At 66.6% G+C, this 14,997-nt stretch carries 12 protein-coding genes; all 12 read left to right on the top strand.

Annotation, left to right across the window (positions count from 1 at the left end):
• Positions 1–59: 59 nt before the first annotated feature.
• Entirely contained in the window at positions 60–563 is a 504-nt protein-coding gene (locus tag AWB70_RS11725; protein ID WP_053570143.1) for a DUF3455 domain-containing protein, read from the top strand.
• A gap of 83 nt (positions 564–646) precedes the next feature.
• The gene (tssA, locus tag AWB70_RS11720; RefSeq protein WP_053570144.1) at positions 647–1,669 is read left to right on the top strand and encodes a type VI secretion system protein TssA; all 1,023 of its coding nucleotides are present in this window, start codon (positions 647–649) and stop codon (positions 1,667–1,669) included.
• A gap of 37 nt (positions 1,670–1,706) precedes the next feature.
• The gene (gene tssB / locus AWB70_RS11715; protein ID WP_045457535.1) at positions 1,707–2,231 is read left to right on the top strand and encodes a type VI secretion system contractile sheath small subunit; all 525 of its coding nucleotides are present in this window, start codon (positions 1,707–1,709) and stop codon (positions 2,229–2,231) included.
• 10 nt (positions 2,232–2,241) lie between these two features.
• The gene (gene tssC, locus AWB70_RS11710; protein WP_053570145.1) at positions 2,242–3,759 is read left to right on the top strand and encodes a type VI secretion system contractile sheath large subunit; all 1,518 of its coding nucleotides are present in this window, start codon (positions 2,242–2,244) and stop codon (positions 3,757–3,759) included.
• Positions 3,760–3,809: 50 nt separating this feature from the next.
• Positions 3,810–4,301, top strand: a complete 492-nt coding sequence (locus tag AWB70_RS11705) for an Hcp family type VI secretion system effector (protein ID WP_014193150.1) — start codon at positions 3,810–3,812, stop codon at positions 4,299–4,301.
• Positions 4,302–4,314: 13 nt separating this feature from the next.
• Complete coding sequence (gene tssE / locus AWB70_RS11700) at positions 4,315–4,818, top strand: type VI secretion system baseplate subunit TssE (RefSeq protein WP_053570146.1); 504 nt, start codon at positions 4,315–4,317, stop codon at positions 4,816–4,818.
• Positions 4,815–6,677, top strand: a complete 1,863-nt coding sequence (gene tssF / locus AWB70_RS11695) for a type VI secretion system baseplate subunit TssF (RefSeq protein ID WP_053570147.1) — start codon at positions 4,815–4,817, stop codon at positions 6,675–6,677. Before tssE ends, tssF begins: the two co-directional genes overlap by 4 nt.
• A complete protein-coding gene (gene tssG, locus AWB70_RS11690; protein ID WP_053570148.1) occupies positions 6,662–7,678 on the top strand; it encodes a type VI secretion system baseplate subunit TssG in 1,017 nt (338 codons plus the stop codon). Before tssF ends, tssG begins: the two co-directional genes overlap by 16 nt.
• A gap of 4 nt (positions 7,679–7,682) precedes the next feature.
• Positions 7,683–10,292 (top strand): type VI secretion system ATPase TssH, encoded by a 2,610-nt coding sequence (tssH, locus tag AWB70_RS11685; protein WP_053570149.1) that lies wholly within the window; start codon positions 7,683–7,685, stop codon positions 10,290–10,292.
• The gene (locus AWB70_RS11680; protein ID WP_053570150.1) at positions 10,279–12,252 is read left to right on the top strand and encodes a type VI secretion system Vgr family protein; all 1,974 of its coding nucleotides are present in this window, start codon (positions 10,279–10,281) and stop codon (positions 12,250–12,252) included. The genes tssH and AWB70_RS11680 overlap by 14 nt, the downstream gene beginning before the upstream one ends.
• A gap of 9 nt (positions 12,253–12,261) precedes the next feature.
• Positions 12,262–13,629, top strand: coding sequence for a type VI secretion system-associated FHA domain protein TagH (gene tagH, locus AWB70_RS11675; protein WP_053570151.1), 1,368 nt, complete (start codon positions 12,262–12,264; stop codon positions 13,627–13,629).
• A gap of 8 nt (positions 13,630–13,637) precedes the next feature.
• Positions 13,638–14,972 (top strand): type VI secretion system baseplate subunit TssK, encoded by a 1,335-nt coding sequence (gene tssK / locus AWB70_RS11670; RefSeq protein WP_053570152.1) that lies wholly within the window; start codon positions 13,638–13,640, stop codon positions 14,970–14,972.
• The last annotated feature ends 25 nt before the right edge of the window (positions 14,973–14,997 follow it).

Here is a 14,997-nt window from a genome sequence, read left to right as displayed (position 1 = left end):
AGCCAGCGCAAGTCCCACACGCGTGGCGGCTTCCAAACAGGGATACAGGAGAGCACGAGATGAACGGTCTGTCACGCACCATGCACGCCTTGAGCGGCGTCACTTTCATGATCGTCGCGTGCGGCGCGGGCGCACAGGCGGCGTCGGTCGATTTGCCCGATGCCCAGCCGCTGCTGCGAACGACTGCGTCGGGCGAGCAGATCTATTCGTGTGAATATGGCGCGGATCGCGTGCTCGGCTGGGTATTCAAGGCGCCGCGCGCCACGCTTTCCGATGAGAGCGGCGCACCCGTCATCGAGCATGGGGCGGGACCGTCCTGGCAAGCCGGGGATGGCAGCCGGATCGAAGGCCGCGTGCTGGCACAACGTCCGAGCAAGACGGCAAACAGCGTGCCCGAACTGCTGCTCGAAACGCGCTCGACGGGCACGCCGGGATTGCTGGCTTCGGTGCACCGCGTGCAGCGCGTCAATACGATCGGGGGCGTGAAGCCGCAAACATCGTGCACGCAGGAACATGAGTTGGCCGGTTCGCCTTATACGGCCACCTACATCTTCTATCGATAAAGCATCCCGTCGAACCTGCATCGGAATATTTCGTTATTCGACGATTAGGATGACGAAATTATATCTCTCATCTCAAAGCCGACATGAACACCGCGCTCATTACGCATCAGAGCTGGAATCGCTGGCTCTCACCGCTCACCGACGATGCCCCCTGCGGGCCCGACCTCGAGTACGACCCTCAGTTTCGCGAGTTCGAAGAGGCGATCAAGGGCCGCCCGGAAGCGGAGTATGGCGCGACGCTCGTCGCCGCGGTGCCGGCCGACTGGACCGTCGTGGACTCACTCGGCACGGCGCTGATGGAGCGCACGCGGGACCTGCGTGTGATCGTGCCGCTGGCGCGGGCCCGTCTGGCTCGCGAAGGCGTCGAAGGACTGAGCGATGGACTCGCCCTCACGGTCGCACTGCTCGAACAGCAATGGCCGCACGTGCATCCTCAGCTCGATGCGGGCGATGCCGACGATCCCACCGCGCGCGTCAATGCGCTTGCCGCATGGGTCGATCCCGCTGGCTTGCTGGCCGAACTGGCGGACACGCCGCTGTCGGGCCAGGGGCAGCCGGTCACGCTGCGCGAATGGGCCTACGCCAGCGGCGATGCCCGCGCACCCGATGGCCGCGCGCTGCGCAGCGCGCCGGAAATCGAGGCGGCGATCTCGGCTACACCTGAAACATCGCTGCGCGCGAAAGCTGCTTTCGATGCCGCGGCCGTTCACGTCGAGGCGCTCGAAGCGCTTCTGTCGGCGCGTGTCGGTGCGGCAAGGACGCTCGATCTCGCTCCGTTGAAGACGCTGTTGCAGCGGGCGAGAGCGCTTTTCGCCGGGTGTCTCGGGAATCGCGCGGATGCACCCGTGCTGGGCGAGGGCGTACCGATGGCGGCCGGGGCGGGCGACGTCATCAATAGCCGCGCCGACGTGGCGGCGACGCTTGCGCGGCTGTGCGAGTACTACGCGCGTCAGGAGCCCGCGAGCCCCGTGCCGCTGCTGCTCGGGCGCGCCATCACGCTGATCGACAAATCGTTTGTCGATCTGATGAAGGACCTCGCGCCGGAAGGACTGGCGCAACTCACCCAAGTGGTCGGCGTATCGGCGGTCGAGTCGTTCGACGACTGAGCCTCACGCCGCGCTTTTCAACCAGGAGCACCGACAGATGGCCAAAGAGAGCAGTCAGAAATTCATCGCGCGCAATCGCGCGCCGCGCGTGCAGATCGAGTACGACGTCGAGGTGTACGGCTCGCAGAAGAAGGTCAATCTTCCTTTCGTGATGGGCGTGCTGTCCGACTTGTCCGGGCAGCCGCAGGAGGACCTGCCGCCTGTCGCGGAGCGCAAGTTCCTCGAGATCGACATCGACAACTTCGATGAACGCCTGCGTTCGATGAAGCCCCGCGTCGCCATGCAGGTCGACAACACGCTGACGGGCGAAGGCAAGATCGGCGTCGACATGACCTTCGAGAGCATGGACGACTTCGAGCCCGCCGCGATCGCCCGCAAGGTGGAACCGCTCGCGAGGCTGCTCGAAGCACGCAGTCAGTTGCGCAACCTGCTGACCTACATGGACGGCAAGACCGACGCCGAGAAGCTCGTCGCGCGGCTGCTCGAAGACCCGGCGCTCATGAGTTCGCTGGCCGCCTCACCCAAGCCCGGCGAGCATGCCGAAACCCAGGACACCGAATAAGGGAACGACGATGGCAGAAACCAACTTCGATCAATCCGTCGAGCGCGATCGGCAACCCGCCTACGAAGCCGACGACGCGAGCCCGTCAGGCGAGTTCCAGCAACTCCTGCAGAAGGCGTTTCGTCCTCGCTCTGACAAGGCCCGCGAAGCGGTCGAAAGCTCGGTGCGCACGCTTGCCGAGCAGGCGCTGCTCGACACGCAGCGCGTGTCCGACGATGCGCTCGCGACCATCGAAGCGCTGATTGCGCGCATCGACGAAAAGCTGAGCGCGCAGATCAACGTGATCCTGCATGCGGAGCCTTTTCAGAAGCTCGAAAGCGCATGGCGTGGTCTTCACTACCTCGTCACCAACACCGAAAGCGACGAGAGTCTCAAGCTGCGCGTGATGAACGTGTCGAAGGCGGACCTGCACCGTTCGTTGCGCAAGTACAAGGGCGTGGCATGGGATCAGAGCCCACTCTTCAAGCGGCTCTACGAAGAGGAATACGGCCAGTTCGGCGGCGAGCCGTACGGTGCGCTCGTGGCCGACTATTACTTCGACAACAGCGGCCCCGATGTCGATTTCCTCACGCAGATCGGCAGGGTGTCGGCGGCGGCGCACGCACCGTTCATCGCCGGCGCGGATCCTGCCGTCATGCTGATGGATTCGTGGCAGGAGCTTGCGAACCCGCGCGATCTCACCAAGATCTTTCAGACGCCCGAGCACGCCGCGTGGCGTTCGCTGCGCGATTCCGAGGACTCGCGCTACATCGGTCTCGCCATGCCGCGCTTTCTCGCGCGCACGCCCTATGGCGCGAAGACGAGCCCGGTCGACGCGTTCGATTTCGAGGAAGACACGGCGGGCACGGATGCATCGAAATACGCATGGGCGAATGCCGCCTATGCCATGGCGGCCAACATCAACCGTTCGTTCAAGACGTGGGGATGGTGCTCGCGCATTCGCGGCATCGAGTCCGGTGGCGCGGTCGAGAACCTGCCGGTCCATGCATTCCCGACCGACGACGGCGGCGTGGACATGAAGTGCCCGACCGAGATCGCCATCAGCGACCGTCGCGAGGCCGAACTCGCGAAGAACGGTTTCATGCCGCTCGTGCACCGGAAGAACTCCGACTTCGCGGCATTCATCGGTGCGCAGTCGCTCAACAAGCCGATCGAGTACGAAGACCCGGACGCCACCGCGAACGCGAATCTGGCGGCGCGTCTGCCGTATCTGTTCGCGTGCGGCCGCTTTGCGCACTACCTGAAGTGCATCGCGCGCGACAAGGTGGGCAGCTTCAAGGAGAAGGACGAGATGCAGCGCTGGCTGCAGGACTGGATTCTCCAGTACGTGGACGGTGATCCCGCCAACTCGTCGGAAGAGACCAAGGCGCGCCGGCCGCTGGCCGCGGCGGAAGTCGTCGTCGAGGAAGTGGAGGGCAATCCGGGCTACTACACGTCCAAGTTCTTCCTGCGGCCGCACTACCAGCTCGAAGGCCTGACGGTGTCGTTGCGGCTCGTCTCGAAGCTGCCTTCCGCAAAAGCCGCCTGAACGGCACACACGCTTTAGCGCAGTCAATCCATCATCGATAAGGAAACGTCATGGCAGTCGATATTTTTCTGAAGCTGGACACGGTCAAGGGCGAATCGCTGGATTCGAAGCACAAGGACGAGATCGACGTGCTCTCGTGGAGCTGGGGTCTGTCGCAGTCCGGGACCATGCACCTCGGCACGGGCGGCGGCGGCGGCAAGGTCGCGGTGCAGGACCTGACCATCACGAAATACACCGACCGCGGCACGCCGTCGATCATTTCCGCCTGCGCCACCGGCAAGCACTTTCCGACCGGCAAGCTCACGGTACGCAAGGCGGGCGGCACCAAGCCGCTCGAGTACTACACCATCGAGCTCGAAAAGATCATCGTGACGAACTACGCGACCGGGGGCTCGGACGCCGAGGATCGCTTCACGGAGACGGTGACGCTCAACTTCGAAAAGTTTCACGTCACGTATCAGCAACAGGACCCGAGCACCGGGTCCGCGCAGGGCGGCGTGGTGGAGAGCAAGTGGAACATCCCCGCCAACGCGACCGCGTAAGCGAGGCATCCGCATGAGAAACGCGGACAGAGTGCGGCCGTCGCTGCTCGACCGTCTGACCGATCATGCGCCCGGCGCATCGCGCGAAGGGCGCGAGCACCGGGCCAGTTCGGCGCGCGCGCAACGCCTGAGCGTGATGCGCGATATCGGCTGGCTGCTCAACGCGCAGGGTATCGCGTCGGCGCAGGATATCGCGCGTTTTCCGGAAGTCGCGGCATCGGTGCTCAACTTCGGCTTCGCGGACCTGGCCGGCAAGAGCGCGTCGAACGTCGATATCGGACGCATCGAACGATTGATGAGCGACGCCATCGGCGCGTTCGAGCCGCGCATCGTGCCTGGCACGCTGCGGGTGCGCGCCATGCAGTCGGACGACGCGGCCATCCAACACAACGCGCTGGCCTTCATCGTGGAGGCGGATCTGCATGCGCATCCCGTGCCGGAGCGCCTCTATCTGCGCACGGAGCTGGATCTCGAAGCAGGCAAGGCCAAGGTATTCGAAGGAGCCATCGAGCGATGAACCCCGACCTCATCCAGTACTACAGCCGCGAATTGCAGCATATCCGCGAAATGGGCGGCGAATTCGCGCAGGCGTTTCCGAAGATCGCGGGACGGCTGGGACTCGAAGGCTTCGAATGCGCCGATCCTTACGTCGAGCGTCTGCTGGAAGGTTTCGGCTTTCTCGCCGCCCGCGTTCAGATGAAGATCGACGCGGAGTTTCCCCGCTTCACGCAGCATCTGGCGGAACTGGTCTATCCGCACTATCTGGCACCGACGCCCGCGATGACCGTCGTGCACGTGCAGCCTGACATGACGCATCCCGCGCTCGCCGAGGGCGTGCCCGTGCCGCGCGGCACCGCCTTGCACGGCCGGCTCGACGGTGAACGCGCAACGCGTTGCGAATTCCGCACCGCGCATGGGTTGACGCTGTGGCCCATCGAACTGTCGGCGGTGCGGCTCTTCACGCATACCGGCGCGATGCCGGGCATCGAAGCGCGCCTGCCTCGCGGCGTGAAGGCGGGCCTGCGTCTGACCTTGCGCGCGGCCGGCGGGCGGAAGCTGCGCGACCTCGCGATCGATCGTCTGCCCATTTATTTGCGCGGCAACGATGGCGTCGCCGCGAAGCTCTACGAGTTGCTGATTGGCTCGACGCTCGGCGTCGTGGCGGGCGATGCCGTGCTGCCGGCCTCCGCACTGCGCCCGCTCGGTTTCAGTGATGAGGAAGCGTTGCTGCCCGTGAGCGAGCAATCGTTTCCGGGCTATCGGCTGCTGCAGGAGTATTTCGCCTGCCCGCAGCGTTTCATGTTCATTGGTATCGAGGGACTGCGTGCTCAACTGGCGCGCTGCGACAAGAGCGAGATCGAACTGGTCGTGCTGCTGTCGCGCGCGGACACCGCGCTGGAACAGGTCGTCGATCAGGCGAATTTCGCCCTGCATTGCACGCCCGCGATCAATCTGTTCCCGCGGCGCGCCGATCGCATCGCCGTAACGGGCGAGCAGTTCGAACATCACGTCGTCGTCGATCGCACGCGGCCGCGCGATTTCGAGGTGGTCCGCATTCAGGGCGTGACGGGATACCGTGCGGGCGGCGGCGAGATCGCATTCCAGCCGTTCTACCGCATGCGCGATCTCGGCATCGACGAGCCCGATGCCGCGTTCTATCAGGTGCGTCGCGAGAAGCGTCTGCCGTCGGCGCGCGAGAACGAGCGCGGCGTCCGGTCTGCCGCGCGTTCCTCCTATGCGGGCAGCGAAACGTGGATTGCGCTCGTGGACACGCGCGAGTCGCCTTATCCCGCCGATCTTCATCAGCTCGGCATCAGCGTGCTGTGCACCAACCGCGATCTCACGCTGACCATGCCGCTCGGACGCGGTGAGACCGACTTCACGCTGGAACTCGAAGCGCCCGTCGCGGCCGTGCGCTGCGTGGCCGCGCCGAGCCGTCCGTTGCCTTCGTACGCACAGGGCGCGGTCGCATGGCGGCTGCTGAGCCATCTGTCGCTGAACCACGGCTCCCTCGTGGACGATGCCGACGGCAGCGGCGCGCGCGCCATGCGCGATCTGCTCGCGCTCTACGCGCCCGAAGGCGACAGCGCAGCCGCGCGTCAGATCGATGCACTGCGCTCGATTCGCTCGAACGCGGTCACGCGCCGGTTGCCCTCGCGCGGGCCGATCGTATTCGGGCGCGGCCTCGCACTCGACGTGCTGCTCGACGAGAGCGGATTCGAAGGCGCGAGCGCGTTTCTGTTCGGCGCGGTGCTCGCGCGCTTCTTCGAGCAATACGTCTCGTTGAACGCCTTCACGGAAACCATCGTGTCGTCGGTGACGCGCGGTGAAATCATGCGCTGGGCGCCGGAGAGCGGACGATGCCGGACGCTGTGACCTTGTTCGAACGCTTCGCCGCCGATGCGAACCGCTTCGATTTTTTTCAGGCGGTCAGGCTCATCGACGCGGCTCATCCGGCGTGGCCGCGCACCGGCGCGTCCCTGCGTCCGCGCGACGATGCGGTGCGCTTCGGCCAGGAACCGGAGTTGATCTTCTTTCCGACCACGCTGAAGCACTTCGTCGGCATGCAGGCACAGCCGCCCAGGCTCGCCGTCAACTTTTTCGGCCTGCTCGGACCGAACGGCCCGATGCCCACGCATCTGACCGAATACGTGCGCGATCGCGCGCGCAATGCGGGCGATCCGACCTTTGCGCGCTTTCTCGATGTGTTTCATCACCGCATGACGTCGCTGTTCTATCGCGCATGGGCGGCCGCGCAGCCGGTCGTCAGTCTGGATCGCCGCGACGACGACCGCTTTTCGTCCTATGTCGGCACGGTGTTCGGGCTCAATCAGCCATCGCTGCGCAACCGCGACTCGGTGCACGATTTTGCCAGGCTGCATTTCGCCGGGCTGCTGGCGGGGCCGACGCGCCATGCCGCCGGCTTGCGGCTGGTGCTGTCGCGTTATTTCGGGCTGCCGGTGCAGGTGACGCAGAACGTCGGTCACTGGCTGAAGCTGCCTGACGAGGCACGCTCGCGGCTCGGCGCGCCCGACGACGGCGCGCGCATGGGCGTCGGCACGATGCTCGGCGCGCGCGTGTTCGATCGCCAGCACAAGTTCCGCATCGTGCTCGGCCCGCTTTCGCTGCACGACTACGCGCGCTTCCTGCCGGATGGCGCGAGCCTCGTGCGCCTGGTCGACTGGGTGCGCTTCTATGTGCGCGACCCGCTCGAATGGGACGTGAATCTGCAATTGCAGCGCGCGGACGTCCCGCGTCTCGCGCTCGGGCGGCATCAGCGCCTTGGCTACACGACGTGGCTGCATGCGCGCGCGCCGAGCCGCGACGCGACGCAGCTCATGCTTCGGCCGCTCGCCTCATCTCATGCAAAGGACTAGCTCAATGGCAGACATCAGCCGTGCCGTCATGTTCGGCAAACTCGACACGCTCAGCTTCCGCGCGATGGAAAGCGCCACGACGTTCTGCCGTCTGCGCGGCAATCCGTATGTGGAGATCGTGCACTGGCTGCATCAGGTATTGCAGTTGCCGGATTCCGATCTGCATCGCGTGATCCGCCATGCGGACATCGATCCATCGGTGCTCGCGCGCGATCTGACCGATGCGCTGGACCGTCTGCCGCGCGGCGCATCGTCGGTGACGGATATCGGCGCGCAACTCGAAGAAGCGGTGGAGCGCGGCTGGGTGCATGCATCGCTGCTGTTCGAGGCGCACGCGATACGTAGCGCGCATGTGCTCGTTGGCATGTTGCGGACGCCCGCGCTGCGCAACGTGTTGCGCGGCATCTCGCGCGAGTTCGACCGCGTGAAGACGGACGATATCGTCGAGCGTCATGCCGATCTGTTCGACGGCTCGCCCGAAACGCAAGCGCAGACAGCGCCCGCGCCGCAGCCTTCGGCGGACGCGGGCGCGCCGCGGACGAACGACGCGCTGCAACGCTTCACCGTCGATCTGACCGAGGACGCGCGCTCCGGCAAGCTCGATCCGATCGTCGGCCGGGACGAGGAAATCCGCCAGGTCATCGACATTCTCATGCGCCGCCGGCAGAACAATCCGATTCTCACGGGCGAGGCCGGCGTCGGCAAGACGGCGGTCGTGGAAGGGCTGGCGTTGCGCATCGTCGCGGGCGATGTGCCGCCCGCCTTGCGGCACGTGAGCCTGCGCACGCTCGACGTGGCGCTGCTGCAGGCGGGCGCGGGCGTGAAAGGCGAGTTCGAGACGCGTCTGCGTCAGGTGCTGGATGCGGTGCAGTCCGCGGAGAAGCCGGTGATCCTCTTCATCGACGAGGCGCACACGCTGATCGGCGCGGGCGGGGCGGCGGGCACAGGCGACGCGGCGAATCTGCTCAAGCCGGCGCTGGCGCGCGGCGCCGTGCGCACGATCGCGGCCACGACGTGGTCCGAATACCGGCGGCACATCGAGAAGGATCCCGCCCTCACGCGGCGTTTTCAGGTCGTGCAGGTGCATGAGCCCGACGAGACGCGCGCGGTGACGATGATGCGCGGCGTCGCGGCTGCGCTCGAAGCGCATCACGGCGTGCAGATCCTCGACGAAGCCGTCGAGGCGGCGGTGAGGCTTTCGCATCGCTATCTGCCGGCGCGTCAGTTGCCCGACAAGTCGGTGAGCCTGCTCGACACCGCTTGCGCGCGGGTCGCCGTGAGCCAGCATGCGACACCGCCCGCCGTCGACGATGCAAGGCGGCGCATCGAGACGCTCATGACCGAACTCGACGTCATCGCGCGCGAGGCGGCCATCGGCATCGATACCGCGGCACGGCACGAAGCGGCATCCGCGGACCTGCAGCTTGCCAACGCGCATCTGGCGGCCCTCGAAGCGCGCTGGCACGCCGAGCGCGGCATGGTCGAGGACATCCTCGCGCGCCGCCGCGCGTTGCGCGAACACGCGCCCGACGCGGATCTGAACGCGCTGCGCGAACGTCAGGCGCACCTCGCCCTGCATCAGGGCGAAGCGCCGCTGATCCTGCCCGGCGTCGATCGCCACGCGGTCGCGGCGGTCGTTCAGGACTGGACGGGCGTGCCCGTGCTCAACATGCTGAAGAACGAGGTGGGCAATGTCCTGCGTCTCGACGAACTGCTCGACAGGCGCATCATCGGGCAGCACCACGCCACGCGCATGATCGCGCGCCGCGTGCAGACCTCGCGCGCGGGACTCGACGATCCGAACAAGCCCGTCGGCGTGTTTCTGCTGGCCGGAACCTCGGGCGTCGGCAAGACGGAGACGGCGCTCGCGCTCGCGGAGGCGCTCTATGGCGGCGAGCAGAATCTCATCACCATCAACATGAGCGAGTATCAGGAGGCGCATACCGTGTCGCTCCTGAAGGGCGCGCCGCCGGGCTATGTCGGTTTCGGCGAGGGTGGCGTGCTGACCGAGGCGGTGCGCCGCCGTCCGCATAGTGTCGTGCTGCTCGACGAAGTGGAGAAGGCCCATCCGGATGTGCACGAACTGTTCTTCCAGGTCTTCGACAAGGGCCGCATGGACGACAGCGAAGGGCGTTCCATCGATTTTCGCAACACGCTGATCCTGCTGACCACCAACGCGGGCACGGACTGTATCGCGGAACTGTGCGCCGGCCCGCGGGCGCCCGCGCCGATGGAGGTGATCGAGCGGGAACTGCATGCGCAACTGCTGCAGACGTTTCCGCCCGCGCTGCTCGGGCGCATGGTGACGATTCCGTATTACCCGCTTTCCGGCGACATGCTGCGCGCGATCATCCGGCTGCAGCTCGGGCGCGTGGCGGAGCGGGTGACGAGCATGCATCGTGTGCCGTTTACTTACGACGATGCCGTCGTCGCGCAGATCGCGCTGCGCTGTACGCGGCTGGAAAGCGGCGGCCGCATGATCGACGCGATCCTCACCAACAGCGTGCTGCCGCGCATCAGTACGGAGTATCTGTCGCGCGTGATGGCGGGCACGGCCCTTTCGCGGGTGCATGTGGGCGTCGAGGACGAGGAGTTCACGTATGCCTTCGACTGAACGCCATGTGCGCCTGAATTGCGCGGCGCTCGGCGGCGATGCCGTGTTCCTGCGCATGTCCGCCAGCGAGGCGCTCGGGCGTCTGAGCCGTTACGAGATCGTTTTTCTTTCGATGCATAACGACATCGATCCGGGCAAGGTGCTCGGGCAGGACCTCACGGTGACGCTCGACTATCCCGCCGGCGGCGCGCGCGAGTTCAACGGCATCGTGACGACGCTGCGTCTCCTGATTCCCGGCGACAGCACGAAGAACCGCATGGCGCGCTACGAAGCGATCGTGCATCCGCGCATGTGGCTGCTCACGCGCGCCGCGCACCGGCGCTTCTACCATCAGCGCACGGTGCCGCAGATCGTGTCGAAGGTGCTCGAATCGTACGACGTCGATTTTCGTAACGCGTGCACGGCGAGTTATCCGCCGCTCGATCATTGCGTGCAGCACCGCGAAACGGATTTCGATTTCGTCAGCCGCCTGATGGAGCGCGAAGGCATTCACTATTTCTTCGAGCACGAAGGCGGCAAGCACACGCTCGTGCTCGCGGACTCCGGCGCCGAACACCGGCCCATCGCGCATTACGGCACGGTGCCGTTTCAGGCATGGGACACGCCACGGCAGGACGAGGAATGCGTGTATCGCTGGGTATCGGGCGCGACGCTGGAAACGGGGCGCTACGAAGTCAACGATTACGACTTCGAGAAAGCCTCCGTCAGCAACAGCGAAGGGCTCGTCGCCCGGGCCACGCGCGGCGCGCCGTATGACCCGCCGCGCTATCTGATGCAGGAGCATCTGACCGGACATCTGTCGGCGGGCGACGGCGAGCGGCTTGCGCGCGTGAACGTCGAGATCCATCAGACGCAGAACGATTCGATCGAAGGGCGCAGCACCGTGCGTGGCATCGCGGCGGGCGGGCTGTTCCGTCTTCGCGATCATCCTGCGAGCGCGCAGAACCGTCAGTATCTGGTGATCGAAAACCACGCGGAGATCGTGTCGGATGCCTATGTATCTTCCGACGATCCGAGCCGGCCGCTTTTCGATTGCCGCTTCCGGGCGATCCGCGGCGACACCACGTTCCGCTCGCCGCGCGTGACGCCCGCGCCGCGCGTCGCCGGACCGCAGACCGCCGTGGTGATCGGGCCGCCGGGAGAGGAGATCCTCACGGATCAATACGGTCGCGTGAAAGTGCGGTTCCACTGGGAACAACTCACGCAGACCGACGGCGCCAACCCGCTCGACCGCTGCTGGGTGCGCGTTGCGCAAGGCTGGGCCAACCGGCGCTGGGGCGCGATGTTCCTGCCGCGCATCGGGCAGGAAGTGCTCGTCGAGTTCGTCGAGGGCGACCCGGACAGGCCGGTGATCACGGGCGCGGCCTACAACTCGACCAACATGCCGCCGTATGAACTGCCCGCGCAAAGCGCCGTCTCCACGCTGAAGAGCCAGTCGACCAAAGGCGGCAACGGCTACAACGAAGTCCGTTTCGACGATCGCAAGGGCAGCGAGCAGATGTTCTTTCATGCCGAACGCGATCACGAAACCTGGATCAAGAACGACGCCCTGATGAACGTATCGGGCGAGCGCCACGTGAGCATCGGCGGCGACGAGTTCCGCGCGACGCGCGGCGCGCGCAACGATTCCGTCACGGGGCGAAGCACGTCGCGCGTGCTCGGCGGCGTGTCGGCGGCGAGCATGACGACGCACGACCAGTTTGTCGGCGAGGCGTACTCGCTGGAGGCGGGCGCGACGGTGCGCATCAAGGCGGGCGCGGCGGTGGAAGTCGAGGCGGGCGCGACCATCGCATTGCGCGCCGGCGCGTCGTACATCCTCATCGGTCCCGAGACGATCGAGATGTCGAGCTTTCCGATTCCGATCGGCCCTGGCGTGCCGCCGGTGCCGCTCGCCATTCCGCCCGCGCCGCCCGCGCCGCCGCGCGATGCCGACGATGGCGCCAGCAAGGGCCGCAAATAGGAGATCACGATGACACTGACGCTGACAGTGCGAGGCGGCGAAGGCGACGAGCGCGCCGCGCCGCATACGATGGCAATCGACGAGGGCGCCACCATCGGGCGCGCGCCGGAGTGCACGCTGGTGCTGGGAGACGCGCAGCGCGGCATCTCGCGCATTCAGGCGCGCATCGAACGCCGCGGCGACACCTACGTTCTGGTCGATGCCGGCAGCAATCCGACGCTCCTGAACGACGAGGCGCTCGGGGCCGAGCGCGAGGCCGTCCTGTCGAACGACGACCGTATCGGGATCGGGGCTTATACGCTGGTCGTGTCGGTCGAAACGGTGTTCGCCGTCGACCAGACGCTGATGACGCAGCCCGCGCCGTCCGCGCCGGTTCCGTCCGCGGCCTTGCCGGCCACGCCGGAATTCGAGGCGCCGCCGCCCGCGCCGCTCATTCCCGACGACTGGAACGCGCCGCATGACCGCACCGCGTCTCACGCCGGACCGGGCGACGACGATGCCCCCTTCACCCCCGACCCGCTTGCCGCGACGCCGCTCCTGCGCGAACCCGGCAATTTCGGCGGCGATGCGAGTCAGGCCCTGATGGATGCGCTGAGCGGCGCCGATCCGCTGCGCGACGCGGGCGCGCCGCGCGCTCCACGGGTGGAGGCGGCGGTGCGCAGTCTGGAGCACGTCTCGCCGGAACGCGTCATGTCGGCGTTGCCCGTTATGCCACCGCCGCACGAGGTGCGCGATGCGCCACCATCTGCATGGAAAGACGACGAAGCGGATACGCCGCAGAACGAAGCGGCGCTGCTCGATGCCTTGCTCGACGGCCTCGGCGTCGAACATGCCGACGTCGCGCACATCGCCGCGCCGGACCTCGCGCGCCTGATCGGATCGATGTTGCGCACGGCCACGCAGGGCGCGATGTCCGTCCTTCGTTCGCGGGCGATGACCAAGCGCGAAACCCGCATGGCCATGACGATGATCGAGGAGCGCGACAACAATCCGCTCAAGTTCTTTCCGGACGCCGATCGTGCGCTGACGCAGATGCTCGGCGCGCGGGGCCGCGGCTACCTTGCGCCCGACGACGCCATGCGCGCCGCGTTCCACGACATCCAGACGCACGAGCTGGCGCTCATCGCCGGCATGCGCGCCGCGCTCGACGACGCCATGGCGCGCATCGAACCGGCCGCCATCGAACGCTCGCTCGACGCGCCGGGCCGGTTCCACGCCATCGTCGGCAATCGCAAGGCGCGGCTGTGGCAGCGCTACGTCAAGACCTGGGAACGCGTGTCGCGCGATACCGGCGACGACTTTCAGCAGCGCTTCGGCGAGCCGTTCGGCCGTGCGTATCAGGCGCAGCTCGATGCGCTGCAATCCCCGAAAGACTGAGTCAGCTCATGTACTGGAACAACAAGGTCATCTGGTCGGAGGGCATGTTCCTCCAGCCGCAGCATCTGCAGCAGCACGACCGTCATGTCGAGGCGCTGCTCGAAGGCCGCGCCGGCGCACTGCGTCCGTATGCGTGGGGCTTCACGAAACTCGAAATCGACGAGGCGCTGCTCAAGCTCGGCAAGCTCGCGCTTAGATCCGTGGCCGGCGTGCTGCCGGACGGCACGCCCTTCAGCCTGCCCGCCGACGACGACCTGCCCGAGCCGCTCGAGATTCCCGAGAACGCGGCGAACGTGACGGTCATGCTCGCCTTGCCGGTGCGACGCCCCGGCTCGCCGGAATCGGGCGGCGACGAACACGCGGACAATCTCGCGCGTTATCGCGCAGGCGATGTCGAAGTTCACGACAGCAACGACGCCGATGCGCTCGCCACGCTGCTGCAGGTGGGCAAGCTGCGTCTGCGCCTCGCGCTCTCGCCCGACGTCGCGCATGCCCATGCGTGCGCCGGGGTCGCGCATGTGATCGAACGCAAGAGCGACGGCCGTGTGGTGCTCGACGATGAATACTGCGCGCCGTGTCTCGACTATCGCGTGGCGGGCAAGCTCGCGCGCTTTGCGACGGAGCTTGCCGGCCTGCTGCAGCAGCGCGGCGAAGCGCTTGCGGGGCGGCTCGCGCAGCCCGATGGCGCGGGCATGGCCGAGATCGCCGATTTCCTGCTGCTGCAGATCGTCAACCGGGCGCAGCCGCTCGTCGCGCATTTCAACGCGCTGAGCGGGCTGCATCCCGAGGCGCTTTATCGGGTGTGCATCGGCCTCGCGGGGGAGCTTGCCACGTTCAGTCAGGCGGGCCGCCGGCCGCCGGAATTTCCCGCGTACCGGCACGAACGGCTGAAGGAGAGCTTCGAGCCGGTGATCGCCGCGCTGCGCCTCGCCTTGTCGCGCGTGGCCGATCCGCAGGTCGTGTCCATTGCGCTGGAGGAGCGCCGCTACGGCCTGCGCGTCGCGCTGGTCAACGATCGCGCGCTCTTCACCGGGGCGACTTTCGTGCTGGCGGCGCGCGCTCAGGTGCCGACCGACACGCTGCTGTCCGGGTTCGGCAGTCAGGTGAAGATCGGCAGTATCGAAAAGATCCGCGACCTCGTGAATCTGCAATTGCCCGGCATTGCGCTGCGCGCGCTCGCCGTCGCGCCGCGCCAGTTGCCGTTCCACGCCGGCTACAGCTACTTCGAACTCGACGACAAGAACGAAGCATGGGCGACGCTGGCGTCCTCCGCCGGCATGGCGCTGCACGTCGCGGGCGAATTCCCCGGCCTCGCGATGGAACTCTGGGCGATCCGGCACTGAAGCCACGCCGTTTAAAGGAAGCCTT

The organism is Caballeronia cordobensis, from assembly GCF_001544575.2.
Taxonomy (GTDB): Bacteria; Pseudomonadota; Gammaproteobacteria; order Burkholderiales; family Burkholderiaceae; genus Caballeronia; species Caballeronia cordobensis.
The sequence above is the reverse complement of the archived record's forward strand: the minus strand, read 5'-3'. Positions and strand labels throughout refer to the sequence as shown.

What these genes read in the sequence shown, in the direction of transcription:
- AWB70_RS11725 (WP_053570143.1), top strand. Translation starts at nt 60, where the DNA reads ATGAACGGTCTGTCACGCACCATGCACGCCTTGAGCGGCGTCACTTTC.
- tssA (WP_053570144.1), top strand. Translation starts at nt 647, where the DNA reads ATGAACACCGCGCTCATTACGCATCAGAGCTGGAATCGCTGGCTCTCA.
- tssB (WP_045457535.1), top strand. Translation starts at nt 1,707, where the DNA reads ATGGCCAAAGAGAGCAGTCAGAAATTCATCGCGCGCAATCGCGCGCCG.
- tssC (WP_053570145.1), top strand. Translation starts at nt 2,242, where the DNA reads ATGGCAGAAACCAACTTCGATCAATCCGTCGAGCGCGATCGGCAACCC.
- AWB70_RS11705 (WP_014193150.1), top strand. Translation starts at nt 3,810, where the DNA reads ATGGCAGTCGATATTTTTCTGAAGCTGGACACGGTCAAGGGCGAATCG.
- tssE (WP_053570146.1), top strand. Translation starts at nt 4,315, where the DNA reads ATGAGAAACGCGGACAGAGTGCGGCCGTCGCTGCTCGACCGTCTGACC.
- tssF (WP_053570147.1), top strand. Translation starts at nt 4,815, where the DNA reads ATGAACCCCGACCTCATCCAGTACTACAGCCGCGAATTGCAGCATATC.
- tssG (WP_053570148.1), top strand. Translation starts at nt 6,662, where the DNA reads ATGCCGGACGCTGTGACCTTGTTCGAACGCTTCGCCGCCGATGCGAAC.
- tssH (WP_053570149.1), top strand. Translation starts at nt 7,683, where the DNA reads ATGGCAGACATCAGCCGTGCCGTCATGTTCGGCAAACTCGACACGCTC.
- AWB70_RS11680 (WP_053570150.1), top strand. Translation starts at nt 10,279, where the DNA reads ATGCCTTCGACTGAACGCCATGTGCGCCTGAATTGCGCGGCGCTCGGC.
- tagH (WP_053570151.1), top strand. Translation starts at nt 12,262, where the DNA reads ATGACACTGACGCTGACAGTGCGAGGCGGCGAAGGCGACGAGCGCGCC.
- tssK (WP_053570152.1), top strand. Translation starts at nt 13,638, where the DNA reads ATGTACTGGAACAACAAGGTCATCTGGTCGGAGGGCATGTTCCTCCAG.